This window comes from Gelidibacter salicanalis, from assembly GCF_007997285.1.
In the GTDB taxonomy this organism is placed as follows: domain Bacteria; phylum Bacteroidota; class Bacteroidia; order Flavobacteriales; family Flavobacteriaceae; genus Gelidibacter; species Gelidibacter salicanalis.
The window spans coordinates 181,077-203,884 of record NZ_VORX01000006.1 but is presented as its reverse complement, the minus strand read 5'-3'; the positions used below and the strand labels follow the sequence as shown (position 1 = coordinate 203,884).

22 protein-coding genes are annotated in these 22,808 nt (G+C 40.5%); 5 read left to right on the top strand and 17 right to left on the bottom strand.

Features of this window, described 5'->3' with window-relative positions:
* Positions 1–3: 3 nt before the first annotated feature.
* Positions 4–1,287: a DUF2157 domain-containing protein gene (locus tag ES711_RS13145; protein ID WP_146893759.1), complete on the bottom strand. Its 1,284-nt coding sequence runs from the start codon at positions 1,285–1,287 to the stop codon at positions 4–6.
* Positions 1,288–1,486: 199 nt separating this feature from the next.
* On the opposite strand from ES711_RS13145, the gene ES711_RS13140 reads away from it, so the two are divergent.
* Positions 1,487–1,930 (top strand): hypothetical protein, encoded by a 444-nt coding sequence (locus ES711_RS13140; RefSeq protein ID WP_146893758.1) that lies wholly within the window; start codon positions 1,487–1,489, stop codon positions 1,928–1,930.
* Positions 1,931–1,994: 64 nt separating this feature from the next.
* On the opposite strand, the gene hemL is transcribed toward ES711_RS13140, so the two are convergent.
* The 4 genes from hemL to ES711_RS13120 are packed head-to-tail and all read right to left on the bottom strand — an operon-like array spanning position 1,995 to position 5,378.
* Positions 1,995–3,281, bottom strand: a complete 1,287-nt coding sequence (gene hemL / locus ES711_RS13135) for a glutamate-1-semialdehyde 2,1-aminomutase (protein WP_146893757.1) — start codon at positions 3,279–3,281, stop codon at positions 1,995–1,997.
* 9 nt (positions 3,282–3,290) lie between these two features.
* A complete protein-coding gene (locus ES711_RS13130; RefSeq protein WP_146893756.1) occupies positions 3,291–4,133 on the bottom strand; it encodes a glucosaminidase domain-containing protein in 843 nt (280 codons plus the stop codon).
* Between the two features lie 7 nt (positions 4,134–4,140).
* Positions 4,141–5,049: a 1-aminocyclopropane-1-carboxylate deaminase/D-cysteine desulfhydrase gene (locus ES711_RS13125; protein WP_146893755.1), complete on the bottom strand. Its 909-nt coding sequence runs from the start codon at positions 5,047–5,049 to the stop codon at positions 4,141–4,143.
* Positions 5,046–5,378: a hypothetical protein gene (locus ES711_RS13120; RefSeq protein WP_146893754.1), complete on the bottom strand. Its 333-nt coding sequence runs from the start codon at positions 5,376–5,378 to the stop codon at positions 5,046–5,048. Before ES711_RS13120 ends, ES711_RS13125 begins: the two co-directional genes overlap by 4 nt.
* A gap of 47 nt (positions 5,379–5,425) precedes the next feature.
* Here ES711_RS13120 and ES711_RS16285 point away from each other — a divergent pair, with 47 nt between their 5' ends.
* From ES711_RS16285 to ES711_RS13105, 4 genes are all read left to right on the top strand, one after another.
* Positions 5,426–5,587, top strand: coding sequence for a DUF5522 domain-containing protein (locus ES711_RS16285; RefSeq protein ID WP_166643253.1), 162 nt, complete (start codon positions 5,426–5,428; stop codon positions 5,585–5,587).
* A gap of 14 nt (positions 5,588–5,601) precedes the next feature.
* Complete coding sequence (locus ES711_RS13115; protein ID WP_146893783.1) at positions 5,602–7,596, top strand: urocanate hydratase; 1,995 nt, start codon at positions 5,602–5,604, stop codon at positions 7,594–7,596.
* 17 nt (positions 7,597–7,613) lie between these two features.
* Positions 7,614–8,162 (top strand): DUF4136 domain-containing protein, encoded by a 549-nt coding sequence (locus ES711_RS13110; RefSeq protein ID WP_146893753.1) that lies wholly within the window; start codon positions 7,614–7,616, stop codon positions 8,160–8,162.
* 120 nt (positions 8,163–8,282) lie between these two features.
* A complete protein-coding gene (locus tag ES711_RS13105; protein ID WP_246139191.1) occupies positions 8,283–9,965 on the top strand; it encodes a SulP family inorganic anion transporter in 1,683 nt (560 codons plus the stop codon).
* Between the two features lie 44 nt (positions 9,966–10,009).
* On the opposite strand, the gene ES711_RS13100 is transcribed toward ES711_RS13105, so the two are convergent.
* The 12 genes from ES711_RS13100 to ES711_RS13045 all read right to left on the bottom strand — a co-directional run bounded on the left by ES711_RS13100 (position 10,010) and on the right by ES711_RS13045 (position 22,749).
* Positions 10,010–10,273: a DUF4097 family beta strand repeat-containing protein gene (locus tag ES711_RS13100; RefSeq protein ID WP_146893752.1), complete on the bottom strand. Its 264-nt coding sequence runs from the start codon at positions 10,271–10,273 to the stop codon at positions 10,010–10,012.
* A gap of 61 nt (positions 10,274–10,334) precedes the next feature.
* The gene (locus tag ES711_RS13095; protein ID WP_146893751.1) at positions 10,335–12,419 is read right to left on the bottom strand and encodes an alpha-ketoacid dehydrogenase subunit alpha/beta; all 2,085 of its coding nucleotides are present in this window, start codon (positions 12,417–12,419) and stop codon (positions 10,335–10,337) included.
* A gap of 132 nt (positions 12,420–12,551) precedes the next feature.
* Positions 12,552–13,862 carry a dihydrolipoamide acetyltransferase family protein gene (locus ES711_RS13090; RefSeq protein ID WP_146893750.1) on the bottom strand — a complete coding sequence of 437 codons (1,311 nt, stop codon included), beginning with the start codon at positions 13,860–13,862 and terminating at the stop codon, positions 12,552–12,554.
* 55 nt (positions 13,863–13,917) lie between these two features.
* The gene (locus ES711_RS13085) at positions 13,918–14,511 is read right to left on the bottom strand and encodes an acyltransferase (RefSeq protein ID WP_146893749.1); all 594 of its coding nucleotides are present in this window, start codon (positions 14,509–14,511) and stop codon (positions 13,918–13,920) included.
* Between the two features lie 113 nt (positions 14,512–14,624).
* Positions 14,625–15,377 (bottom strand): enoyl-CoA hydratase/isomerase family protein, encoded by a 753-nt coding sequence (locus tag ES711_RS13080; protein ID WP_146893748.1) that lies wholly within the window; start codon positions 15,375–15,377, stop codon positions 14,625–14,627.
* A 48-nt stretch (positions 15,378–15,425) separates the two neighbouring features.
* Positions 15,426–15,728 (bottom strand): GIY-YIG nuclease family protein, encoded by a 303-nt coding sequence (locus ES711_RS13075; protein WP_146893747.1) that lies wholly within the window; start codon positions 15,726–15,728, stop codon positions 15,426–15,428.
* 71 nt (positions 15,729–15,799) lie between these two features.
* Positions 15,800–18,298: a phenylacetic acid degradation bifunctional protein PaaZ gene (paaZ, locus tag ES711_RS13070; RefSeq protein ID WP_146893746.1), complete on the bottom strand. Its 2,499-nt coding sequence runs from the start codon at positions 18,296–18,298 to the stop codon at positions 15,800–15,802.
* Between the two features lie 169 nt (positions 18,299–18,467).
* Positions 18,468–19,679 carry a 3-oxoadipyl-CoA thiolase gene (gene pcaF, locus ES711_RS13065; RefSeq protein ID WP_146893745.1) on the bottom strand — a complete coding sequence of 404 codons (1,212 nt, stop codon included), beginning with the start codon at positions 19,677–19,679 and terminating at the stop codon, positions 18,468–18,470.
* A gap of 68 nt (positions 19,680–19,747) precedes the next feature.
* The gene (ypfJ, locus tag ES711_RS13060) at positions 19,748–20,611 is read right to left on the bottom strand and encodes a KPN_02809 family neutral zinc metallopeptidase (protein WP_146893744.1); all 864 of its coding nucleotides are present in this window, start codon (positions 20,609–20,611) and stop codon (positions 19,748–19,750) included.
* A gap of 52 nt (positions 20,612–20,663) precedes the next feature.
* Positions 20,664–21,071, bottom strand: coding sequence for a PaaI family thioesterase (locus ES711_RS13055; protein ID WP_146893743.1), 408 nt, complete (start codon positions 21,069–21,071; stop codon positions 20,664–20,666).
* A gap of 76 nt (positions 21,072–21,147) precedes the next feature.
* Positions 21,148–22,329 (bottom strand): 3-hydroxyacyl-CoA dehydrogenase NAD-binding domain-containing protein, encoded by a 1,182-nt coding sequence (locus tag ES711_RS13050; RefSeq protein ID WP_146893781.1) that lies wholly within the window; start codon positions 22,327–22,329, stop codon positions 21,148–21,150.
* A gap of 57 nt (positions 22,330–22,386) precedes the next feature.
* Positions 22,387–22,749 carry a four helix bundle protein gene (locus ES711_RS13045; RefSeq protein ID WP_146893742.1) on the bottom strand — a complete coding sequence of 121 codons (363 nt, stop codon included), beginning with the start codon at positions 22,747–22,749 and terminating at the stop codon, positions 22,387–22,389.
* Positions 22,750–22,808: the final 59 nt, after the last annotated feature.

Below are 22,808 nucleotides of genomic sequence, written 5' to 3'. Positions count from 1 at the left end.
GTCTTAAAGTTTTGGAGTTACTATTGCTTTTTTCCTTTTAAGCATCACATAATTCGTTACAAAAAATCCAATCCCAACGCCAACAAATAAAAGCCCTCTTATGGCAAAACTCATATCCGTATCAAAAAAGCGACTCACAATTAGGGCGGTAAGAATGACTAGGCCGTAATTGAGAATTCCAAAATGCAACTTGTCAGCACCAAATTTGATCGTAATCAATCCTAGCGAGAGTACCAAAAGATTAACGATGACGGTAGCCATTATGTTATTTCCCATTCCACTAAAAAACACGATGACAAAAATGATAAAGACATAGTGAAAGAGGTTTATATATTGCACTAATCGTTTTTTATGTAAATAAATTAGTAGTGCCAGTCCTATAGCATAGCATACAATGGTCATTAAAAATTCATGTGATGCAAATAGCGCCGCATCCCACTCAAAATCCCAAACCCCATTGAAACTCATAATCAACAGCATCACTACGGTTCCTACCGAGCCTAATACCACATACCCATTCCGTCTTAATTTTTGATCAGCAAACTGAGGTAGCCTACCAATATTATAAAAAATACCAAAAAGAATCACGTACATCACGTAACCCATTTCACCATGTTCCTGTAAAAACGTGCCCAAGGTAATAATGACACTCAAAGGCAATAGCCAATTGAAAATCGACACCCGATTCGATTGGGGTTGGCGCTTTAGCATGGAAACATAGTAGGGCAAAACAAACGCCAAGAGTAGCAGATAGTACCACGGAGCAACGCCAAACCCATCATAGCCTAAACTGCTAGCGTAAAATGTTGAAAATACCAAATGCAAAATGACTACGGCATGAGATTTTAGCAGATATATTAAGGGCATAACCAATACCACCCAAGTCAACACATATACACTTAAATCGCCAGGAATGTTATAAATCTGACTGATCAAGGCGATACTCGAGCCCACCGCAAAAAACAGAAATGTACCCGAAGCCTCTCTCCATGTGGCACTTTTCTTTTTAAGAATCGTGTAACCCACCAAACCTTGACCGATGATTAAAGGCAAGAACGCAAGCAGCGTTTTTAGGGATCTTGGAAAATAATCCCAATTATGAGCCAACATTAAAATCACGCCCAAGCCGATGAGCAATGCGCCTAAAATACCAAACACCGTAAATAACCGATTGGGGGCATCTTCATGTTTAGAGTCGAAGTAAGTTTGAATTTTTAAGGCCGTCTCTTCAGAGATGATATTGTGCGTAACTAAATCAGGCAGTTCATCACTTAATTTTGATTTCATCGAATTCTATTTAAAGTTTAAATGTACTTAATATTTCTTTTAAGAGTAGTATATGCCTTTAACCACAAAGGTAGACTACAGGTGATTTTGGGTTCTCAAATCATCTTAAATTAGGCCCAATGCATCCCGTAACCTTATACAGTTTAAACCTTTTGGTACATAGAGAGTCCAAACACAAGAACTTTAAAAGAAAAATGGTATGAAAAAATTAGTTATGATAGTAATTGCTTTTGCAACGCTACAACTTTCAGCACAAGAGCAAAAAACAGAAATGAGAAAAGATCGAACCGAGTCTAAAATGGACTACTCCCCAGAAGCGATGGCCCAATTAAAGGCCAAGAAAATGACTTTAAAACTCGATTTGAGCGATAAACAACAACAAGAGGTTTCGTCTTTATTTTTGGAGGAAGCAAAATTTAGAGCCGATAAAAAATCAGACATGTCTAAGGACAAGGCTGAACAATCCATATCTAAAGAAGAGCGCTTAAAATTGAAAAATGAGCGTTTGGACCGACAGATTTCAATGAAGAAGAAAATGAAAACGATTTTATCTGCAGAGCAGTATGAAAAATGGGAGAAAATCGGTGCTAAGCGTGGACATAAAGGTTCGCATAAAAAAGGGGCACACAAATCAAAACAGTAATAATCAGTAGCTAGGAAATTAAATGAAAAGGGATTTAAAATAATTTTAAATCCCTTTTTTGTTTTTATAAAGTTTTGCAGACAGTATCGACCGCCGCAATCGTGGCATCTAAATCTTCATAGGATAGTGCATCACTAATAAACCAAGTTTCGAAAGCGCTGGGAGCAATATAAATGCCCTCTTTAAGCATGCCGTGAAAGAAGCGTTTAAAGCGCTCATTGTTGGCTTTGGCTGCCGTTTCAAAATCAACCACTTCATGAGCTTCAAAATGAATAGAAATCATAGAGCCCATTCTATTAATGGTATGTTCTATGTTATTCGCCTGAAGTGCTGTGGCGATACCTTTATGTAAATATTCTGTTTTTTCAGCCAAACGTGTAAATACAGTGCGGTCTTTATCCAAATGTTGTAACATGGCCAAACCTGCAGCCATGGCTAACGGATTTCCGCTTAAAGTTCCTGCTTGGTATACAGGACCATTGGGCGCTAAATAATCCATGATGTCGTTACGAGCTGCAAATGCACCTACGGGCAATCCGCCACCAATTACCTTCCCGAAGCACACAATATCTGCATCTACATTATACAATTCCTGAGCGCCACCTGGAGCTAATCTAAAACCGGTCATCACCTCATCAAAAATCAACAGCACATCGTGTTCATCACACACAGCTCTTAATTTCTTTAAAAAGTCATTTTTTGGAGGAATACATCCCATATTTCCGGCAACTGGCTCAATAATAATACAGGCTATTTCGCCTTTATTAGCTTCTAGCAATTGCCTAACGTTAACAATATCATTGTATGTTGCGAGGAGCGTATCTTTTGCAGTGCCTTGAGTCACCCCAGGACTGTTAGGCGTTCCAAAAGTGATCGCCCCAGAACCCGCAGCAATTAAAAAGGAATCACTATGCCCATGATAACACCCCGCAAACTTGATGATTTTATCTTTTTTAGTATAGCCCCGTGCTAAACGTACCGCGCTCATACAAGCTTCAGTTCCGGAATTAACAAAACGTATCTTATCGATATTGGGCACCATTGACGTTGCCAATTGGGCGATTTCTGTTTCTATAGCCGTTGGCATCCCAAAAGAGGTGCCTTGCTTAGCTTTCTCAATGACTGCATTTACAACCGGTTCAAAAGCATGGCCGAGAATCATCGGACCCCAAGAATTGATATAATCGATATATTGATTACCATCTTCATCTTGAATATAAGCTCCTTTAGCCGACTTGGCAAAAATTGGCGTGCCACCTACGGCACCAAATGCTCTTACAGGCGAATTAACGCCTCCAGGAATAACTTTTTCTGCTTCCTTAAATAAACTACTACTGCGTTGGTATAACATGAACTAAATTTATTTTACAATGAGAACTTGTCCAACCTGTAAATTAGAGTTGGTCATTCTGTTGAGTTTCTGTAAGTCGTTAACTGAAATATTATAACGTTTTGAAATGGAATACATGGTATCTCCGGGTATTACCTTGTGCGTCAAATTATTGGCAATATCAGTGGATCTCGTTTTAACTTTTCGGGTCCCCAGAACTTCTTCATCAAAGATATATAACTGAAAACGCTCAATCAAACTGATTAATTTTTCAGGATATTTACGATCGGTGGCGTAACCTGCTGCACGCAACCCTTTTGCCCAACCTTCATAATCATCTAAATCTAATTTAAATAAGTCTCCATAGCGTCCACGAGATGTTAAAAATTCAGAATGGTCTTTAAAGGATTGTTCCGCATGCCCGTATTTTCTAAAACATTCTTGAGACGCGTCATCATCATGGTGTATTTTATCACCGGACCACCCATGACACTTGATCCCAAAATGATTATTACCTTCTACCGCCAAACGGCCTCTACCAGAACCAGATTCTAAAATCCCTTGAGCCAATGTGATACTCGCCGGAATCTTATGCTGTCGCATATTGTTCTTGGCAATTTCACTATAGGTAGCAATATAAATTTCGCTAATATTTAAGTTCCCTGAAGATCCAGACGTCGTCCCCCCTGGGACCTTATCCGTAGAAGTTTTAGCTGATGGTTTTGTAGATGTAGGACGTTCGTGTCTTACGACAACTCGTTCGGTTTTTGCTTTAGACTGCTTTTTTTTGGTCACAATTCGCTTCTTACCGCCGCAGCTTGCAAGCATCAAAGCCAACATCAACATCATCATTATTCGAACACTAAACTTCATAATTTCATTATCTAATTAAAGGTAACTGCTTCTTTCTCAATACCGCATTCATTCCTGACACGCCCTGAAGTCCGCCCGTATGGATCACTAAAATCTTTGAGTGTTCAGGAAAATAGCCCTGATGCAACAAATCCATCACGCCAAACATCAATTTTCCGGTATAAACAGGATCTAAAGGAATATCAAAATCGGCCTTAAACTGATTCATAAAACTGATTAATTCCGTATTTATTTTAGCATAACCGCCAAAATGATACTCAGTAATAAGGTCCCAATTTAAATTTGGGGCAAATTTACTAATTTCTTCCCTTAAAAAGTCACCTTTTAACGCCGGAAATCCCAGAACTGTTTGGTGGGGTTTTGAGGCATTAATAATTCCGGAAATGGTTCCGCCCGTGCCCACTGAACAGCAGATATAATCATATGCACTATCGGCTTCTGCTAGTATTTCTTCACAACCTTTTATAGCCAATTCATTGGTGCCACCTTCGGGGATTAAATAAAATTCTCCAAATTCACGTTTCAATTTCTGAATAAAACTTTCTGCCGTTTTAAATTTAAAAATTTCTCGACTTACAAACTTAAACTGCATCCCGCAGTGTTCCGCAAATTGAAGGGTCGGATTGGTGGCCACTTTGTCTACGAGTTCCTCGCCCCTTATAACGCCGATGGTATGGAAACCGGATTCCTTTCCTACCGCCGCCACGGCCGAAATATGGTTGGAATAGGCGCCTCCAAAAGTCAACAAAGTCAGCTTGCCCTCAGCTTTTGCCTGCGCAATATTGTATTTTAGTTTACGGTATTTATTTCCAGAAATTTGAGGATGAATCCGATCCTCTCTCTTAATAGCCAGCGATTGCGTGCTATTCTTACCAAGATTTATAGTTTGATTTGTGGAAAGCAAGTTGAATGTCATGGGGTGTAAAGATATTTCAAAAAGTTCCAAAACGGTCGGATTTTTAAAAATTCTAGGTTTTCTTCCTCATGATATGCTTCGCGCTCAAAAGAAATATTTCTGTAGGCGAGATACCAATTTCTATAGTGGGCATAGCGCACCAAAAACTCTAATGCATACCATATAAAAAATGGTATAATCAGCAGTTCTATTTGTTGCTTGAGATGTATACGTTCATGGTTTACAAATACTTTATTTTCCTTAAGTTGAGCATATTTTACGAATACAAAAGGAAACAGCGTGATGCCTGTGAATCCTTTTGGAACCATAAATTTTGAAACTAGAATCATACGTTTACGCCTTCAAAAATCTTTCCAATTTACACTATATTTGTAATATGAAGAAAATTATCCCTGTTGAAGAAGGTGATTATTACCTAACACCAGAAGGCTATCGCTGCTTTACAGAACAATACCACCTAAAACGCGGTTATTGTTGTGAAAGCGGCTGCAGACATTGCCCCTACGGTTTTGACAAGAAAAAATTAAAGACAAACTAATGCAAATAACCTCCATTTCTTTTAAAGATCAAATTTTAGAAGGTATCCCAAGTGTCTTACCGCCCGTGAAACCGTATGATGAAACCATCAATCATGCGCCAAAACGAAAAGACATTTTATCTGATGAAGAAAAGAAACTGGCCTTACAAAATGCCTTGCGTTATTTTGAGCCAAAACATCATGCCGAACTGCTTCCTGATTTTAAACATGAATTAGAGACCTACGGTAGAATTTATATGTACCGCCTTCGTCCGGATTACAAAATGTACGCCCGACCGCTTGAGGAATATCCAGCCAAATCTCAACAGGCCGCAGCCATCATGCTCATGATTCAGAACAATCTCGACTATGCCGTGGCCCAACATCCACATGAATTAATCACCTATGGCGGGAATGGCGCTGTGTTTTCTAATTGGGCACAATACCGATTGACCATGAAATATCTGGCTGAAATGACGGATGAACAAACGCTGACGATGTACTCAGGACACCCAATGGGATTATTCCCAAGCCATAAGGAAGCGCCAAGAGTTGTGGTGACCAATGGGATGATGATTCCTAATTATTCCATGCCTGACGATTGGGAAAAATTCAACGCTTTGGGCGTTACCCAATACGGGCAAATGACCGCCGGAAGTTATATGTATATCGGCCCACAAGGCATCGTACACGGCACCACCATTACTGTTTTGAACGGATTTAGAAAGATAAACAAATCACCTAAGGGTAATTTATTTGTCACTTCAGGCTTAGGAGGCATGTCAGGAGCTCAACCGAAAGCAGGCACCATAGCCGGTTGTATTACGGTGTGTGCTGAAGTGAATCCGAAAATTACCCAAGTACGACTGGACCAAGGTTGGATTGACGAAAAAATTTCCGATTTGGACGAATTGGTATTACGCGTCAAAAAAGCGAAAACCGATAAGGAAACGGTATCCATTGCCTACTTAGGTAATATTGTAGACGTCTGGGAAAAGTTTGATCAGGCCAATGTCCATATTGATTTGGGAAGTGATCAGACCTCGCTTCACAATCCGTGGGCTGGAGGTTATTATCCTGCAGACATTTCCTTTGAAGCGGCAAATGAAATGATGGCTAACACTCCGGATTTATTTAAGGAAAAAGTACAGGAAACCTTGCGCAGACATGCCGATGCTATTAATAAACATACGGCTAAGGGCACGTATTTCTTCGATTATGGTAATGCATTTTTACTGGAAGCATCCCGTGCGGGAGCTGATGTAATGTCTGATAACCCAACTTTAGGTCGGGAGTTTAAATACCCGAGTTATGTACAGGATATTATGGGACCGATGTGTTTTGATTATGGTTTCGGACCTTTCAGATGGGTGTGTACTTCCGGAAAACCTGAGGATCTCGCAAAAACCGATCAAATTGCCTGTGCTGTTTTAGAAACTATCAAAAAGCATTCGCCTGAAGAAATTCAGCAGCAAATGACAGATAATATTCAATGGATCAGAGGTGCACAAGAAAATAAATTGGTGGTTGGCTCTCAAGCTAGAATTTTATATGCAGATGCAGAAGGGCGCACCAAAATTGCACAAGCTTTTAATGATGCCATTGCGAGAGGAGAAATTGGCCTTGTGGTTTTAGGACGTGATCATCACGATGTATCTGGCACTGATTCTCCTTACAGAGAAACCTCAAACATTTACGATGGCTCCCGTTTTACTGCGGATATGGCCATTCAAAATGTGATTGGCGACAGCTTTAGAGGCGCTACCTGGGTAAGTATTCATAACGGCGGTGGCGTTGGTTGGGGCGAAGTTATTAATGGCGGATTTGGTATGGTTCTTGATGGAAGTAAAGAAGCGGAAAGACGCTTAAAATCTATGCTATTTTGGGATGTCAACAACGGAATTTCCAGACGTAGTTGGGCCAGGAATGAAGAAGCTATTTTTGCTATTAAACGTGCTATGGAGGCGGAACCTAATTTAAAGGTGACCCTTCCAAACCTCGTAGACGTTGATTTATTGAACTCATTATGAACCTAAATAAAAATGCAATGAATAGAATATTTAAAGTAGTTCCCGTTTTGATGCTGTTTGTATTAATGGCCTCCTGCAGCTCTGTAAAAGTGGCCTCGGATTTTGACAAGAATGCCGATTTTAACCAATTCAAAACCTTCGCGTTCTTCAAAACCGGTATTGACAAGGCTGAAATTAGTGATCTTGATAAACGTCGTATCTTAAGAGCGATCGAATCTGAATTGATGGCAAAAGGATTTACGAAATCTGAAAACCCAGACATGTTAGTGAGTATTTTCACCAAATCAAGAGAAAAAGTAAACGTTTATAATAACAATTATGGTTATGGCCCTTACGGATACGGTTGGGGATGGAGTCCTTATTATTGGAATTCAGGATATAACTCAGTTTCCACCTCCACAGAAGGCACATTATTTGTAGACTTTATTGACGCTAAAAAGAAGGAATTAGTTTGGCAAGGAATGGGCATCGGTTACCTCTCCCAAAAAATGGATAAAAAGGAAGAACGCATCAACGAATTTGTAGCCAAAATCATGGAGAAATATCCTCCAGGAATGGATAAGTAAAAGTAAATCAATACAATTACAAGTAAAGCATCAGACATTCGTCCTGATGCTTTTTTTTTATTTTAAGGGGATTCTCAAAACTTTGCTTCGGTTCAAAAACCTTATATTTGCACCTTTTCAATGGCAAAAATTATGATTTTTAGCAAAACCACCAGACAAAATTTTACCCAAAATCCCAAAAATGATATTCTAGCAGGAGTCACCGTATCCTTGGCGATGATCCCAGAAGTGGTCGCTTTTGCCTTTGTTGCGCAAATTGATCCCTTAGTGGCCTTATCCGGTGCGTTTATGGTGGGCCTGATAACCGCGCTTTTTGGTGGTCGTCCAGGGCTGATTTCTGGGGCAGCCGGTGCCGTAGCAGTTATCTTTGTGAATCTTATTTCAGAAGGTCACGCCAAAGGCATGTTATTCGACACACCCATTGACAATATGGGCTACTTCTATTTATTGGCCGCAGTTATCTTAATGGGAATCATTCAAATTAGTGCTGGTGTACTTAAATTAGGACGTTTTGTAAGATTGATTCCGCATTCCGTAATGATGGGATTTGTTAACGGATTGGCCATCGTTATTTTTCTCGCACAAGTGCGTATGTTTTCTCATAAAGAACTCGAAAATGGCGCTGATGGGTTGAAGAAATATATCAACATCCCTATGCAAGGCACAGAATTATATGTGATGCTAGGGTTAGTAGGACTCACCATGGGGATTATTTGGTTACTGCCTAAACTCACCACAAAAATCCCTGCAGCACTAGTCGCAATTCTTATTACCACAGGCATTGTAGTGTTTGGCGGACTGGATGTCAGTACGGTGGGCTCCTATATAATTGAAGGCGGTGGCGACGGTTTAAAAGGTGAATTCCCGACACCAAACACTGAACTATGGAACAACTTACCTATTAATGTTGACACCCTAATGTTTATCCTACCTTATGCCTTTTTAGCGGCATCCGTAGGACTTATAGAATCTTTAATGACCATGAACCTTGTGGATGAACTTACGGAAACCAGAGGTGACGGCAATAGAGAATGTGTAGCGCAAGGTGCTGGAAATATGGTGAGCGGATTATTTGGTGGCACTGGTGGTTGTGGCATGATTGGCCAAACGGTTATTAACATCAATGCTGGTGGCCGGGGACGTTTATCAGGAATCGCGATGGCGTTAACCTTATTGACTTTTATTTTATTTACCGCACAATACATTGAACAAGTGCCTATTGCTGCCTTAGTTGGAGTGATGTTCATGATGGTGATTGAAACTTTTGCATGGTCGAGTTTCAGGATTATGCGAAAAATACCGGTAGCTGATGCGGTGGTATTGGTAGTGGTATCTGCCGTGACCGTAATTTTAGATCTGGCTATAGCCGTATTTATTGGTGTGATACTATCGGCGTTGGTGTTTGCCTGGAAAAGTGCGACCATGATTAGAGCTCGTAAACGGGTTAAAGAAGACGGAACAAAAGTTTACGAAATATGGGGTCCCTTATTTTTTGGATCTGTTCAGAATTTCAATACAAAATTTGATATTAAGACCGATCCTCAGCATGTAGAAATAGATTTTGTGGAGTCGCGCGTTAGTGATCATTCGGCTATTGAAGCGATATTTAATTTGGTGAACAAATACGAAGCAGAAGGAAAAACCATCCGTTTAAAACATTTGAGTGAAGACAGTAAGGTGTTACTACATAAGGCCAGTCCGAAATTCATGGAGGTCATTATTGATGACATTGATGATCCAAGATATCATTTAGCGGCAGACCCGGAGAAGTTTACGAAACCGCTTTCAGAATATAAGCTATAAAAAAAGCGACTCCCAGGAGTCGCTTTTTCAATTTTAAATTTTAATTAGTTATCGTCATTATCCGTTTTGACTTTAACTTTAACATCGCCGTCATCTTCTTTAATTTTGACTTTTTTGTCGTCAGTTTCCATTTTTATCTTTGTATCACCATCATCTTCTTTCACTTTTATCTCGGCACCTTCAGCCTTCATGTCATCAATAATACGTTCGCTTTCTGTACGAACATCTTTCTCTTCTGTTTCTCTACAAGAAGTTAATGACACTGATAAAAATAGTGCCATTGCTGACATAAACATTACTTTTTTCATAAATATTGGTTTTAGTATAAGGTGCAAAGTAATCTATTACAACTAATAATACTGCCTGTAATCAATAATTTAGTAGCTCATTTATTTTCACCATCACTTTTTCAGTTGATGGAATCATCGTTTCTTCCAAGGTAGAATTCAACGGAATCGCTGGCATATTCTCACTTCCGATGGTCATTACTGGCGCATCTAAATATTTAAAACATTCCTCTTGAATTTTCCCAGCTAATGCTCTCGCAAAACTATTATTTGAAGGTTCTTCAGTGACCACAAGACATTTGCCTGTTTTCTTAACAGATGTCATCACCGTATTTTCATCCAAAGGAAATAACGTCCGCAAATCGATCACTTCAATTTGATCTTTCATACCTAAGGCTTCTGATGCATTCATGGCCCAATGCACGCCCATTCCGTAAGTAACAATGGTTAAGGTTTCAATATTTTCCTGTTTCCAGATTTCCTGAAGTACCCACGCTTTCCCAAATGGCAATACATAATCTTCCGCTGGCTCTACAGAAGTGGCACCTTTTGTTCCTAGCACTTTACTCCAATACAGTCCTTTATGTTCTAAAATGACCACAGGGTTTGGATCGTAATAGGCGGCTTTCATCAACCCTTTCAAATCGGCACCATTACTTGGATAGGCAATTTTGATGCCCCTAATGTTAGTCACAATGCTTTCTACGGATGATGAATGATAAGGTCCGCCGCTACCATAAGCGCCAATTGGCACACGCAATATCATGCTGACCGGCCATTTCCCGTTGGACAAATAACAACTTCTGCTGACCTCTGTAAACAATTGATTCAAGCCAGGCCAGATATAATCCGCAAACTGCACCTCAACGATTGGTTTTAATCCCACAGCACTCATCCCGACGGTTGATCCGACAATAAATGCTTCCTGAATTGGCGTGTTAAAAACACGATCGTCTCCAAACTTTTGAGCTAAAGTAGCTGCTTCTCGAAACACACCACCTAATCTACCTCCAACATCCTGGCCGTAAAGCAAACACTCTTTGTGCTTTCGCATCAATTCTTCTACGGCAAACAAGGCACAATCGACCATCACCACTTTTTCCGAGCCTTGTGGAGATCGCTCCCCTGCTTCTTCTGTAATTGGCGTTGGCGCAAAATCGTTGGTAAATAAATCTTCAGGTTTTGGATCTTCAGCGGTTAGCGCTTTTTCAAAATCTTGCTGAACCTTGGTCTTCGTACTATTTTCAATATCTAAAATATCGTCTGCCGTAATTCCGGCATCTCGTAATTGTTGTTTAAGTACAGGGTAAGGATCACGCGTTCTAGCCTCTTCCAAATCATCACGATACCATTCCATGCGCACGCCAGACGTGTGATGGTTTAATAAAGGAACTTTAGCATGTACTAAAAACGGTCGGCGTTCTTCGCGAATAGTTTTGATGACTTTTTCAAGTGCTTCATAACTTTCTATAAAGTTGGCGCCGTCAATTGTTATGGCTTCTAAACCATTAAACCCTTTGGCGTACTCATAGGCGTCTTGAGCTCTCGTTTCTGCTGCGTTGGCTGAAATATCCCAACCATTATCTTGTACCAAATACAGGATTGGCAACTTTTTTAAAACCGCCATTTGAAACGCTTCCGCAACCTCACCTTCAGTTACGGACGCATCCCCGAGACTACAAACGGTAATCGGTTTAAGGTTTCTCGACTCTGAAAATGGCGATAGTTTTGCCGCGTAATCTTCTATGTTTTGCAACTCTTTATATTGCATCCCCATCGCGACACCCGTTGCAGGAATAGCCTGCATCCCCGTTGCGGAAGATTGGTGCGGGATTTTAGGTTTGTCAAAATCCTTTAAACTTGGATGCGCATAGTAGGTGCGTCCTCCAGAAAACGGATCATCTTTTTTTGCAAGTAATTGCAACAATAAATCATGCGGCTGTAATCCGAAAGACAGCAACATGGCATCATCTCGGTAGTACGGAAACGCATAATCCTGTGGCACTAATTGCATGCCCACAGCAATTTGAATGGCCTCATGACCTCTAGAGGTGGCATGGACGTATTTAGAAACCTGCTTAAAATTAGCTTCGTACAATTCGGCCATGGCCTTGGCGGTACAAAGGGTTGAAAATGCTTTTTTTAAAATAGCTTTAGTTACTGACATGTGTTATGTTTTGGGCGTTCGGGCGGGCTTTTCGTTACAAGTCCTCGCAAGCTCCGGGCTTTTCACTGCAATCCCTAACGCAAAATTTAGGATTTGACAAAATACGATGCATGTGTCAAGCCTTATTTATTATTATATTTTTCTATTGATATCAAACTGCTCGAAATAATCGGCTACGCGACGTACAAAACTTCCCCCTAAAAAACCATCTACAACGCGATGGTCAAAGGATAATGATAAATACATCATACTTCTGATGGCGATCTCATCACCTGTTTCTGTTTCCATCACTTCAGCGCGTTTTTTGATGATTCCCAACGCTAAAATGGCAACTTCCGGCTGATTGATAATTGGTGTTCCCATCACACTTCCAAACGTTCCAACGTTGGAAATCGTAAAGGTGCTACCTTTAATATCATCGCCGCCCAATTTATTTTCTCTGGCTTTATTCGCCATGTCATTGACATTTTGCGCTAATGTTTTTAAATCCTTTTGATCCGCATTTTTCACCACGGGGACAATTAAATTTCCACTTGGCAATGCGGTGGCCATCCCGATATTGATATCTTCTTTAACGATGATGTTATTTCCATCGACAGAGGCATTAATGTTTGGAAAATCTTTGACCGCTTTCGCTACGGCTTCCAAAAATAATGGCGTAAATGTTAGGCGTTCGCCATATTTTTCTTCAAAAGCTTTTTTGTTGGCATTTCTCCAATTGACCATGTTGGTCATATCGGCTTCCACATAGGCCGTAACGTGTGGCGATGTATGTTTCGAATACACCATATGATCTGCAATTATCTGACGCATCCGGTCCATTTCGATGATCTTCCCTTTGCCCTTATCAAATTTTAATTGTGGAATACGATACGCCGTTGGATCTTGGGTTACGGGCTGCGCAAACTTGTAAGGTCGACCGTCTTCTATATAATTAAAGACATCGCTTTTGCGCAATCGGCCTTCATGTCCTGTTGCTGGAATTCGCGCCAATTCTTCAAAACTGATGTGCTGTTCTTTGGCTATTTTTTGGATTAACGGCGAGAAGAAGGTGCTCGAAGGGGAACTTGAAATTGAAGTTGAAGTTGAAGAAGTTTTTGTTGCTCTTGGTTGTGGGGCTTTTTGCTTATTTGGAAGCGTCTCGACTGCGCTCGACGTGACAACCTTTTTACTTTCAGATGTGGTCACTTCTAAAACAGCAATTACTTCACCTACGGGCACCACGTCTTTTGCTTTAAAAAGGGTTTTCACCAAGGTTCCCGATTTTGGGGCTGGAACTTCATTATCTACTTTATCAGTCGCTACTTCCAAAATGATGTCGCCTTCTTTAAAGGAATCACCTTCGTTGATGAGCCAATTGATGATGGTGCCTTCTGTAATGCTTTCGCCCATTTTGGGCATCCGTAGTTCCCACGAAAGTGGGAATCCTTTTTCTTTACTCATGTTCGTTTATTTTTGAACTTAAAGTTTTTTTAAATTCATAAAATTTTGTTTCTTATTACTTCATAAAATCACGAAGCGTTTTATAAACATCTTCCTGCATTTTCATATGCTCCGGAACTTCTCTTAAAGGTTCTACGGCTCTTAAACTTTCATGACAATCCGCTGGTAATTGCTGGTATAATTGTGTGCCTTTAGTTTTCCAAGCAATCATCTCATCACTCACTTCTTTAATCACTTTTGCGGGATTCCCCACTGCCAGACTTCGCTTTGGAATAATGGTTTCGGCCTTAACAAACGACATGGCTCCAATGATACTTTCATCACCAATTTCAGCGTCGTCCATAATGACGGCATTCATGCCGATGAGGCAATTCCTGCCCAAATTAGCGCCGTGAATGATGGCGCCATGGCCCACATGAGCGCTTTCTTTAAGGGTGATGGATTTTCCTGGAAACATATGCACCGTACAATTTTCCTGAACGTTGACGCCGTCTTCCAAGATGATTTGACCCCAATCGCCACGAATTGCCGCTCCTGGTCCGATATAACAGTGCTTGCCAATAATGACATTGCCCGTTACGGCCGCGAGTGGATGTACAAAACTACTTTCGTGAACGACTGGCGTGTAGCCTTTGAAACTGTAAATCATGGTGATTGTTGATTGTTGACCCGCCCGAACGTGCCTTTTCGGGACGGGCGGGTTGTTGATTATCGATTTTTGGATTTCTCGAAAATTGAATTGTCCAAATCGTAATTCGCTAATTATTTAAATCCTTTCAATTTTTCTTTGGTGAACTCGCTTAAGACCAAACGGCCGCTGATTGCTGCGCGTTCCGCCAATAAATCATCCCAGTCGTCCGTACCACTCCAGAATACCTTTTTCATTTCGACCATCGCCTCCGGATTGTAGGTGCACAAGTGCTCTGCCGTTGCTTTTACCTCAGCGTCAAGCTCATCTGTAGACTCGTAAACTTGGGTAAAAAGGCCTTTGTCTTTTGCCCAATCGGCCGGATAAAAGGTGTTGGCGTCAATAGCGATTTGCGACATGGCGCTCAAGCCCATTTTACGCTCAATAGCAGGTCCAACAACAAATGGTCCGATACCGATATTGAGCTCGCTTAATTTAATAGCTGCAAATTTGGATGCCATGCAATAATCGGTGGCTGATGCCAATCCGACACCGCCTCCAACGGTTTTGCCTTGAATACGCCCAATTATGAATTTTGGGCATTTACGCATCGCGTTTATGACGTTAGCAAATCCTGAAAAGAATACTTTCCCGGTAGATTCATCATTGATATTTATTAATTCTTTAAAACTTGCGCCTGCACAAAAAGTGCGTTCGCCACCACTCTTAAGGACGAGTACTTTAATAGCGTCATTTTTGCCTGCGGCAGTAATGGTGTCCGCTAATTCTGCCAACAAATCTCCTGGCAGTGAATTGTGCGCTGGGTGAAAAAATTCGATGTAAGCGACTTCGTTTTCTATGGTTTGTTTTACGTAGGGTTGTGTCATGCTTCTTAATTTGTCAATGCGCACCTGTTGCGCATTCGTTTAGTTCTTTCAATATTTTGATAAATCCCACCCGTTACTTAAATCGTTCCATTCGGGATTCATCTGGGTGATTATATTTATTTTCCACTCTCGTTTCCATTTTTTAATAGTCTTCTCCCTTTTGATGGCTAGTCTAATATCAGTATGGGTTTCATAGTAGACCAATTTCTTGATATTATAATGACCAACGTGAGTTTTAAAAGTCGCTGCTTTATGTTCACTCATCCGCCTAGCCATATTATTTGTTACACCAACATACAAGATATGATTTCTTTCGTGCGTTAAGATGTAAGTATAATATTCTCTGGACATCAAGATGACTTATTAAAATCATAATTTAACCTTTAAAATGAGCGACTGCGCAACGAGTGCGCAGTGACTTTCTACAACAATCCGAACTGTTCGAGGTGATGATTCAAATGCTTTCGTTCCAACAAATAAGCCTCATACTTATTCAATTCTCCAAACACCAAATTTTTTAATTTTGCTTCTGAATGTTCTTTATAAAACTCTAAATATTTTGCTCTTTGATCGAAAAACTTCTGTTTTGCTGTCTCTAAATCTGGGTGAATTAAATCTTTTAACTTCCCTTTTTCGAGTGTTGGGAAATGGGTATTCCTTGGAAATTTCTCGTAGTTATATAAACTTGCGTGAACTTTCTCTAAAATTTTCTCTGGCGTCGCTACTTCAAAATCTTGAATTTCTCCGGCCGCAATTTTATAGGTGTATTCCAAATGCTCCAACATATGTTGTGGCGTCATGATGCCCCATTTCGGCTTCAGATCTGGCGTCAACTTTGATAGATAGTTTTTGATAGTGTCGTCCGTCATTTCGACAAAAACCTCTTGTTTTTTCTGAACCATTGTCAGAATTGTGGCAACGGCGACCAATTCATCTGCACTGTCAAAAACCTCAACAAACCATTTGACGATTCCGCTAGGATGTTCTGCTGAAGCGACATCTCGGTCAATTTTCTGTTTACAAGTGAGACGCACATAAATGGTGTCATTATGATACAATGGGCGAAGAAAACGACAGTCCTCCAATCCGTAATTAGCAGCCACAGGACCTTTGTTAGGATAGACGAACAATCCTGCAGCGGCGGCAATGATAAAGTAGCCGTGAGCAGTTCGTTTTTCAAAAATACTGCCGTCTAGAGACGTGATATCGGTATGGGCATAAAAATGGTCCCAAGTCAAGTTTGCGAAATTGATAATGTCTGTATCCGTCAGGGTTCGTTTATGGGTTTTTAAAGACATTCCTGCTTCAATGTCTTCCCAATGGTATTTGAACGGATGCTGTTCCGCTTCTTTATATTTTGCGTTGGCTTGATAGATGCCAGTGATTTCAGTAAGGGTTGTTGGCGAACCTTGGATTGCGGTACGTTGCAAATAATGCTTGATGCCACGCACACCGCCCATTTCTTCGCCACCGCCTGCACGACCTGGTCCACCGTGAACCAAATTTGGTAATGGCGACCCGTGACCGGTGCTTTCTTTGGCCATTTCACGATTGATGACCAAAATACGTCCGTGGTGACTTGCTGCGTTGATGACATAGTCTTTGGCGATTTTATCATCGTAAGTTGCGATGGAAGACACCAATGAACCTTTCCCCATTTGGGCCAAAGTAATGGCTTCATCTAAATTTTTATAAGGCATAATAGTACTTACCGGACCAAAAGCTTCCGTTTCATGAACTGCCAAATTTTTAAATGGATGATCTTCGCGAAGTAAAATCGGACTTAAGAAAGCGCCTTTTTTAGCATCAGCCCCTATGGTTTCAATCTTATCTAAATCGCCATAAACGATACTAGCCGTTTTAGCGAGTTCCTGAACGCGATCTCTTACTTCATTGGCTTGATCTTTACTGATTAAAGCGCCCATGCGTACTTCTTTCAATCTAGGATCTCCAATAGTGACTTTATCTAGGGCTTTTCCTAAAGCGATTTGAACATCTTCCACAAGGTTTTCAGGAACGATAACACGACGAATAGCGGTACATTTCTGTCCACATTTAACGGTCATTTCGTTACGGACTTCTTTGATAAACAAATCGAATTCACGTGTTCCCGGAAGTGCGTCTTCACCTAAAACAGAACAATTTAAGGAATCGGCTTCCATATTGAAAGGCACTGATTCTTCGATAATGCGTTTATGGGATTTTAGAAGTCGCCCGGTAGTCGCAGAACCTGTAAAGGTGACCACATCTTGAGATTCGACTGTATCTAAAATTGCTCTTGCAGAGCCTGTAATTAATTGTAAAGCACCTTCTGGTAAGATTCCAGAGGCGATGATTTCACGCACTACGGCTTCCGTTAAGAAGGAACCATTGGTTGCAGGTTTAACTACTGCTGGCACACCTGCCATCCAATTAGTCGCACATTTCTCTAACATTCCCCAAACTGGGAAGTTAAATGCATTGATATGAATGGCGACACCACGTTTTGGCACCATAATGTGATGTGCCATAAAGCGTCCGCCACGAGATAAATCGATAGGTTCACCTTCTACATGATACGACTGATTTGGGAATAGTTTTCTTAACGACGCATTGGCAAATAAGTTTCCGAACCCGCCTTCAATATCAATCCAGCTGTCCACTCTAGTGGCACCTGTTCGGTAACTTAATTCGTAAAACGCTTCTTTCCTTTTGGTGAGATATAGCGCAAGGCTTTTCAACATATTACCACGTTCCTGAAAAGTCATTTTACGCAAAACTTCGCCGCCTTTGGTGCGTCCGTAGTGTAAAATTTCAGCAAGATCTAATCCTTCTGTATCAGAAAGCGCCACGACTTCTCCTGTGATGGCGTCAAACATAGGAACGCCTTCTCCTTTTCCTTCAATCCATTGTCCTGTGACGTAATTTTGTAATTTCTTCATAGTAATGCCCACAAAAGTGGATATCTTATTATTAAATTATGTACTCTAATTTTTATGTAGCAACTTGTTCTATCATGTCTGACCGTGCTCGGAATTACTCACCAATTTCTATTAGATAAATAGGAGTCCGTGTATATTTCGCATTTGAGGCAAGACAGGCACTCAAACTCTACAAGTTCGCGTTTTCAATTATGGCGGCGTAGCCTTGACCAACGCCAATACACATCGTAATTAACGCATATCTTTTTCCTGTTTCTTGCAATTCTAGAGCTGCAGAATACGCTAATCGGGTTCCCGTCACACCAAGTGGATGACCAATAGCGATGGAACCGCCATTCGGGTTCAACCGTGGATCATTATCTTCCAATCCCCAAGCTCGCGTACAGGCTAATGCTTGTGCAGCAAAGGCTTCATTGAGCTCGATGATGTCCATATCATCCATGGTCAATCCGGCTTTCGCCAAGGCTTTATTAGAAGCTTCAACAGGACCAATACCCATTATTCGTGGCTCAACACCAACTACCGCAGAACTTACGATGCGTGCTAATGGTTTTAAATTGTATTTTTTTACAGCAGTTTCTGAAGCGATGATTGTTGCCGCTGCACCATCATTTAAACCTGAAGAATTTCCAGCGGTCACGCTGCCACCTTCAGCTTTGAATGCGCCACGTAGTTTTCCTAATACGTCCATTGACGTGTTTGGCTTTACAAATTCGTCTTTTGAAAACTGAATTGGATCCTTTTTGCGCTGCGGAATTTCGACCGTCACAATTTCTTTTGCTAATCGACCATTTTCTTGCGCTTTTGCAGCTTTCATCTGGCTCCAAAAGGCAAACTTATCTTGGTCTTCTCGCGAAATAGTGTATTGTTCCACCAAATTTTCAGCAGTTTGACCCATTCCATCGGTGCCATACAGTTTTTGCATCTTCGGATTGATAAATCGCCATCCAAAACTAGAATCGTACATTTTAGCATCCGTACCAAACGCACTTGAAGGTTTCGCAACGACATAGGGTCCTCGAGTCATGTGCTCAACACCACCCGCAATAAATACATCGCCGTCGCCCGCTTTGATAGCGCGATTAGCATGAATAATCGCAGAAAGTCCTGAACTGCACAAACGGTTAACGGTTTCACCCGGAACTGTGACTGGCAGACCTGCCAAAAGCGATGCCATTCTTGCCACGTTTCGGTTATCCTCTCCTGCTTGATTGGCACAACCTAAAATGACATCTTCATAAGCTTCTTTTGGGATGTTTGGATTCCGTTTGACGAGTTCTTCTATCACTAATGCCGCTAAATCATCTGTTCTTATAGTTGATAATGCGCCTTGATAACTTCCAATTGGTGTTCTAATACCGTCTATAATGTATGCTTCCATGTATGAGATTGAAGTCGAAATTGAAGTTGAAAATTGAAACTTCAATTTCGAATTATTGTTTCTAAATTTTAATTCATGATTTCAGAGAAGGTATCGCCTTGCTTGATATCGCCGGTTTTATAACCTTTCATAAACCAATACTTGCGTTGTTCTGAAGTTCCGTGTGTAAAACTATCAGGTTTTACACTGCCTTGGGTTCTTTTTTGAATAGCATCATCACCAACAGCGTTGGCTGCACTCAATGCTTCATCAATGTCACCTTCTTCTAAATAATCTCTGTTGTGATGCGCCCAAACTCCGGCGTAAAAATCCGCTTGAAGTTCTTGTGCCACTGACAATTGATTAGCTCCCGCTTGATTTGTTTGTTGTTGTAACTGTCTTACTTTTTGAGAAGTTCCCAAAATGGTTTGGATGTGATGACCAATTTCATGAGCAGTAACATATGCAATTGCAAAATCGCCACCTTTTGCCCCAAAACGTGTTCTTAACTGATCAAAAAATGACAAGTCCATATACACTTTCTGGTCGGCAGGACAATAGAAAGGTCCCGATGCTGCACTTGCAGTACCACAGCCAGTTCTCACAGCATCCGTAAACAACACTACATTAGGCTCTTTGTAAGCTCCTAAATTATTCTCTTTAAAAATTCGACTCCAAATATCTTCAGTGTCTACGATGACAGCATTCATAAAAGCACCGAGTTCTTTCTCTTCTGCAGTCAGCTCGCGTTGCTCTCCGGTTTCTGATACGGATTGTGATTGTGTTACACCTTCAAGAATTGGTGCCAATACTTGTCCCGTATCACCTCCAAACATTTGTAATAATACCACTACGACGGCGATTATACCACCGCCAGCAGCCAATTTACCTTTACCGCTCATGCCGCGACGGTCTTCTAAATTCCCACTTTGTCTTCTACCTTGCCATTTCATATTGTTTTGTTTTTAATGTTAGTATTTTTTTTATAAAATTAAACAATATTGGTTATTCTATCCATTCTTTGTTTGTCCTATATACGACGCCTTTAAACAAAGCCACCACTTCCTCTTGGCGTTTGACTTCAATAATATTAAAACCTAACTTGTTCTTTACTTTCTCAATTACTGACTCCGCAGTTATATAATCGCCTTCATTTAAAGTTTCAATATGGTTGATGCTGGTTTCAATAGACACCGCATATTTACCATGCGTATTGGCAGCAAACCCAAAGGCCGTATCTGCCAAGGCATAACTAATGCCTCCATGAGCTTTTCCCATGCTGTTGAGCATTTCCTTGCGGATGGTCATCCCAACTTTGCATCTGCCGAGTTCAGATTCTAAAATTTCGATGCCTAGCCAGGTGCTGTAGGGGTCTTGGCTTAACATTTTAAAGGGGATTTTTTCGCCGTTCATTACAATTATTTTAGATTGTCGATTAACGATTGTTGATTTTTGAAGTGATCATCCATACTTCAAAAATCTGCAATCGTTAATCAAAAAACCTCAAATCTTGTCTACTCATCCTCCGCAATATCGGGCTGCAACGGTAACGGTCTTCATGATACTCATTGTACAATTCGTCCATTTTGGAAACACACCAATCGATACCTTTTTCATTAGCCCACGCCAATAAACCTTTTGGATAATTTACCCCTTTGGTCATGGCGTTATCGATATCTTCTGCGGAAGCAACATTCATATGTAAGGCATCAGCAGCTTCATTGATCAGCATGACCAACACACGGTCGAAAATTTGTTGTGCTTTTTGAGACTCTTCGACTGCGCTCAGAGTGACGTTGGAAATCGGTGCTACAAGAGCGCCTTTATCATCATATTTATAATAGCCTCTTCCTGATTTTCTTCCTAAATAACCAGCTTCTGCAAAACGTTTTTGAGTGAAGGCTGGTTTATATCTTGGGTCAAAATAGAAGGCGGTGAATACGGTTTCCGTGACGGTGTAATTGACGTCATTCCCAATAAAATCCATTAATTCAAAAGGTCCCATACGGAATCCTCCTAATGATTTTAAACTTTTATCTATGGTTGCAAAATCAGCAATGCCTTCTTCATAAATTCTTAATGCTTCACCGTAAAAAGGACGTGCGACTCTATTCACAATAAACCCAGGAGTATCCTTTGCAACGGCAACTGTTTTTGTCCAATCGCTGATGATTTTAGTTGCTTTTTCTATCACCTCTTTTGAAGTTTGAATAGCAGGAATTACCTCTACCAATTGCATTAATGGTGCGGGATTGAAGAAATGAATTCCAATACAACGTTCTGGTTTTTTTAAGGATGCTGCAATAGAAGCAATGGATAAACTTGAGGTATTTGAGGCGATTATACAGTCATCAGACACATAAGTTTCTAATTCAGAAAACACCTTTTTCTTAATGTCCAAATTTTCTACAATCGCTTCAATAGTTACATCAGAATCTGATAAATCCTTTAGCGTATCGACGTAGGAAATGTTGTTTTGAATTCGCGTTTTATCGGATTCCTCAATCCGCCCTTTTGTGACCAATCTTGACAAAATATTTTCTAATGCATGTTTCGCCTTATCTAATGCATCTTGATTGGTATCATATAATTTAACTAGACACCCTGACGTTGCAGCCACTTGTGCGATGCCGCTTCCCATAGTGCCACTACCTATAATTCCGACCTGCATCATTGAAGAGTGTTGATTGAAGATTGTTGATTTTTGAAGTAAAGTCTCATAAATAAATTAAGATTTTAATTTTGATGATGCCGTTTTAACACTGGCAACAAATATGGATATCAATTCGTTATTTTCTTTTAATAAAATATTTAAAGATTCATTATCGGAGATAAGATTAGCACCATGTTGAATCTTCATATTGATTAGACATTCTCGTAATTCTTTTAAACAGATTTTCATCTTGTGTAGAAAGTCACGAGTTGATTCGCCACTCTGCGCTTCACCATAATTCAAGGCTGCTGATGTTGCAGATCTTATCAATTGTTTTGCTAGATGTTCCGATGCAAAAGAATTATCGATCTTTTTACATATCAAGATCACATTAATTGCGAATTGAATAAGCCGTTCTTCTAATTGATTTGGTCTCATATTTTTTTATCATCATTTAATTCTTCAGAAATTCTAACTTCTAAAATCAGCAATCCTCA

Excerpts from the sequence above, each read along its gene's own strand:
- ES711_RS13090 (WP_146893750.1), bottom strand. The coding sequence starts at position 13,862 with ATGAGTAAAGAAAAAGGATTCCCACTTTCGTGGGAACTACGGATGCCC.
- ES711_RS13085 (WP_146893749.1), bottom strand. The coding sequence starts at position 14,511 with ATGATTTACAGTTTCAAAGGCTACACGCCAGTCGTTCACGAAAGTAGT.
- ES711_RS13080 (WP_146893748.1), bottom strand. The coding sequence starts at position 15,377 with ATGACACAACCCTACGTAAAACAAACCATAGAAAACGAAGTCGCTTAC.
- ES711_RS13050 (WP_146893781.1), bottom strand. The coding sequence starts at position 22,329 with ATGCAGGTCGGAATTATAGGTAGTGGCACTATGGGAAGCGGCATCGCA.
- pcaF (WP_146893745.1), bottom strand. The coding sequence starts at position 19,679 with ATGGAAGCATACATTATAGACGGTATTAGAACACCAATTGGAAGTTAT.
- ES711_RS13095 (WP_146893751.1), bottom strand. The coding sequence starts at position 12,419 with ATGTCAGTAACTAAAGCTATTTTAAAAAAAGCATTTTCAACCCTTTGT.
- ES711_RS16285 (WP_166643253.1), top strand. The coding sequence starts at position 5,426 with ATGAAGAAAATTATCCCTGTTGAAGAAGGTGATTATTACCTAACACCA.
- ES711_RS13120 (WP_146893754.1), bottom strand. The coding sequence starts at position 5,378 with ATGATTCTAGTTTCAAAATTTATGGTTCCAAAAGGATTCACAGGCATC.
- ES711_RS13045 (WP_146893742.1), bottom strand. The coding sequence starts at position 22,749 with ATGAGACCAAATCAATTAGAAGAACGGCTTATTCAATTCGCAATTAAT.
- ES711_RS13055 (WP_146893743.1), bottom strand. The coding sequence starts at position 21,071 with ATGAACGGCGAAAAAATCCCCTTTAAAATGTTAAGCCAAGACCCCTAC.
- ES711_RS13140 (WP_146893758.1), top strand. The coding sequence starts at position 1,487 with ATGAAAAAATTAGTTATGATAGTAATTGCTTTTGCAACGCTACAACTT.
- ES711_RS13130 (WP_146893756.1), bottom strand. The coding sequence starts at position 4,133 with ATGAAGTTTAGTGTTCGAATAATGATGATGTTGATGTTGGCTTTGATG.
- ES711_RS13125 (WP_146893755.1), bottom strand. The coding sequence starts at position 5,049 with ATGACATTCAACTTGCTTTCCACAAATCAAACTATAAATCTTGGTAAG.
- ES711_RS13110 (WP_146893753.1), top strand. The coding sequence starts at position 7,614 with ATGAATAGAATATTTAAAGTAGTTCCCGTTTTGATGCTGTTTGTATTA.
- ES711_RS13075 (WP_146893747.1), bottom strand. The coding sequence starts at position 15,728 with ATGTCCAGAGAATATTATACTTACATCTTAACGCACGAAAGAAATCAT.
- ES711_RS13105 (WP_246139191.1), top strand. The coding sequence starts at position 8,283 with ATGGCAAAAATTATGATTTTTAGCAAAACCACCAGACAAAATTTTACC.
- hemL (WP_146893757.1), bottom strand. The coding sequence starts at position 3,281 with ATGTTATACCAACGCAGTAGTAGTTTATTTAAGGAAGCAGAAAAAGTT.
- ES711_RS13145 (WP_146893759.1), bottom strand. The coding sequence starts at position 1,287 with ATGAAATCAAAATTAAGTGATGAACTGCCTGATTTAGTTACGCACAAT.
- paaZ (WP_146893746.1), bottom strand. The coding sequence starts at position 18,298 with ATGAAGAAATTACAAAATTACGTCACAGGACAATGGATTGAAGGAAAA.
- ES711_RS13100 (WP_146893752.1), bottom strand. The coding sequence starts at position 10,273 with ATGAAAAAAGTAATGTTTATGTCAGCAATGGCACTATTTTTATCAGTG.
- ypfJ (WP_146893744.1), bottom strand. The coding sequence starts at position 20,611 with ATGAAATGGCAAGGTAGAAGACAAAGTGGGAATTTAGAAGACCGTCGC.